This window comes from Variovorax ureilyticus (assembly GCF_037889935.1).
GTDB classification, from domain to species: Bacteria; Pseudomonadota; Gammaproteobacteria; order Burkholderiales; family Burkholderiaceae_C; genus Variovorax; species Variovorax ureilyticus.
Window position 1 is genome coordinate 1 of record NZ_JBBKZU010000043.1, and the last position, 2,817, is coordinate 2,817.

The 2,817-nt window shown below is 65.7% G+C and carries 3 protein-coding genes; all 3 read right to left on the reverse strand.

Annotated elements, in window-relative coordinates; genetic code table 11:
* Nucleotides 1-115: 115 nt before the first annotated feature.
* Genes WKW77_RS34855 through istA form a run of 3 tightly spaced genes read right to left on the reverse strand, consistent with a single transcriptional unit; the run spans nt 116 to nt 2,631 of the window.
* Nucleotides 116-325 (reverse strand): hypothetical protein, encoded by a 210-nt coding sequence (locus tag WKW77_RS34855; RefSeq protein WP_340361452.1) that lies wholly within the window; start codon nt 323-325, stop codon nt 116-118.
* Nucleotides 322-1,074 (reverse strand): IS21-like element helper ATPase IstB, encoded by a 753-nt coding sequence (gene istB, locus WKW77_RS34860; protein WP_340361453.1) that lies wholly within the window; start codon nt 1,072-1,074, stop codon nt 322-324. Before istB ends, WKW77_RS34855 begins: the two co-directional genes overlap by 4 nt.
* Before the next feature lie 18 nt (nt 1,075-1,092).
* Nucleotides 1,093-2,631, reverse strand: a complete 1,539-nt coding sequence (gene istA / locus WKW77_RS34865; RefSeq protein ID WP_340361454.1) for an IS21 family transposase — start codon at nt 2,629-2,631, stop codon at nt 1,093-1,095.
* Nucleotides 2,632-2,817: the final 186 nt, after the last annotated feature.

A 2,817-nucleotide genomic window follows, 5' to 3' on the forward strand; every position in this document is an offset into this window, starting at 1 on the left:
TGCGGATTTCAGCGATCGTAGCCGGGCATTTCAGTCTGATCGTAGCCGGCGATTCAGCGTGATCGTGGCCAATGGAGGCACACGCGAGTGAAGGGTTGCATGGTATCTCAGTCGACTACGATGGCGTGAAGCCGCGCGTGTTGTCCACGCTGGCGAACATCGCCGGGGTGGTCAACACGCCGCCGAAGGCGATGATGTTTGTTCTAACGACGATGCAGACTTGTCCACGGCGGCGGGCGTCGCTTGCGACGAACGCACGCCGCGGTGGGCAAGTCGTGTTCTGGGCGGCGGCGCCGTAGATCACGCTCATGCGCGAAGCGATCATTGCGCGGGTTCCTCGCCAGGGGCTTGGCTCTTGCGCAGTGATGGCCCCTTCAGCGCGATGCGGTGCGAGCAGTGCACGATGCGATCCAGGATCGCGTCGGCGATGGTGGGGTCGTCCAGCCAAGCATGCCATTTGTCGACCGTAAGTTGGCTCGTGATCAACGTCGCCTTCGTGCCCACGCGATCGTCGAGCAGTTCGAGCAGATCCGTGCGTTCGCCCGGCGCCATCGGGGTACCTGCGAAGTCATCGAGCAGCAGCACGTCCACGCGCGCCAGTTGCGCCAGCCGCCGGCTGAAGCTGCCTTCTCCGTGGGCGACGCGCAGCTCCTGCATCAGGCGCGAGGTACGCGCGTACAGCACGCTGAAGCCGCAACGCGCAGCTTGCCGTGCTAACGCGCAACCCAACCAAGTCTTGCCCGTGCCGGTCGCCCCCGTCAGTAAAACCGTGCGCGCGTGACGGACCCAGTCGCAGCCAGCCAGCGACGTGATGAGGTTGCGGTCGAGGTTGCGCGAATCGCGCCAGAGGATGTCCTCGATGCAGGCGCTGCTGACCTTGAGCCTGGCGGCCTTCAGAAGCCGTGTCAGACGCTTGTTGTCACGCCAGTCGATCTCGCGCTGCACGAGCAGGCTCAAGCGTTCGTCGAAGTCCAGTTCGGCGGCGGCGCTGCTGACGGCTTGATCGTTCAAGGCGGCCACCACGCCGTCCAGGCGCAGCGTCTTGAGTTGGTCCAGGGTATGGGCAGGAATCACGGGGAGGCTCTCCTTGGGTCAGTGGTAGTAATCGGGGCCACGCACGTTGTCGTGCAGTGGCAGGGAGGTCTGAGTTGGCTTGGTCGGCAGCGCCTGGCGGTCGGCGCCGTTCACGAGGATGGAGTTAACGCTGCGGTAGGTCGGCGAATGAATGGCCATCGCCCGCGTGCATGCGGCCTCCAGTCGCTCGGGGCCGTACTGGCGCGCCAGACGCTGCAGGCCCAGGCAGGCCCGATAGCCCTGCTCGGGATGCGGGCGGTTCTCCATCTGCCAGCGCACGAGTGCGGCGCAGCCCACGCCGATGCGCTCTGCCCAGGCGATCAGCTTGGCCGGCGTCCACTCCCGGTGGGCGCGGTGCGATGCCGGCATGTGCTCGGGCGTGGTCGTATGCCTGCCCCGGGCGGTGCTCAGCGGGTGTACCGCCACGCGCTGCTGGCCGGCGAAGATCTCCAGCGTGTTGCTGGTGATGCGCAGTTCCACCGTGGTGCGCACCAGGCGGTGCGGCACGCTGTAGTAGTGGCCATCAAGGTCAACGTGATAGTCAATCGAGACGCGCGCTGTCTTGAAGCGCACGATGGGCATCCTGGTTGGCGGCAGCGGGCGTAGCGCCGGTTGGTCGAGCTTCTCGAAGGCCTCGCGCCGACATCCGGGTAGCTTCTTGAAGGGACGCTGGTTCAGATCGACCAGCAACTCGGCGATGGCGTGGTTGAGCTCGCCCAAGCTGAAGAAGCGCCGGTTGCGAAGGCGCGCCAGGATCCACCTCTGAACGATTTGCACCGCGACCTCGACCTTGGGCTTGTCCTTTGGATGAGCCGGGCGTGCCGGGAGCACGGCCACGCTGTAATGCTCGCAGAACTCCTCGACCAGTCGGCCGACGCCCGGCTCGTAGCGGTCGGGTTGCGCGATGAGGGCGCGCGGCTGATCGGGCACCACCAAGCGCACGACGCCGCCGATGAACTCCAGCGCGTTGATGATCGAGGCGACCCAGTCGGGCGCTGTCTGCGTCGCGGTGGCGCAGGCATAGGTGAAGCTGGAGGCGCCCAGCGCGGCCACGAAGATCTGCGCCTGGCGGATCTCGCCGGTGGCCGAGTCCACGATCGGCATGGTGTCGCCGGCGTAGTCAACGAAAAGCTTGTCGCCCGCGACATGGGTCTGGCGCATCGAGCGCTTGAGTCCTTCGGCCCACGCGCGGTACTTGACGCAGAAGCTGGTGTACTTGTAGGCCAGCTCGTTGGCCTGGGCGTATTCCTCCCAGAGCAACTGCAGCGTGACGCCCGGGCGCTTGAGCTCCTGGTGGATGCGCGCGTAGTCGGGCTCCAGATGATGCGCTGCGCGCGGCACCGCCGCTCGATAAAGGCGCGCTTCGAGCTCGCTGTCGCTGAGCGTCTGGGCCATCGCCCAGTCCACGCCGGCAGCGCGCGCCAAGCGTGCGTACTTGCCGACCGTGGCCTTCGGGATGCCCAACGCCCGGCCGGTCTGAGCGTGGCTGAGGTCTGCTTCCAAATGCAGGCGCAGAGCCTGTCGTATCTGACGCATCGTGATCCTTGGGGTGGGCATCGGGTTCTGATCCGCAAAAAAAAGCGGCCAGCCTATGCCCACCGAAGTGGGTCACTCGCGTGCGCCTGGGGCGACTACGATCAGCGTGAAATGCCGGCTACGTTCGTCTGAAACGCCGACTACGCTCGTTTGAAACGGCGGCTACGTTCGCCTGAAATGCCCGGCTACGATGGCCTGAAATACGCA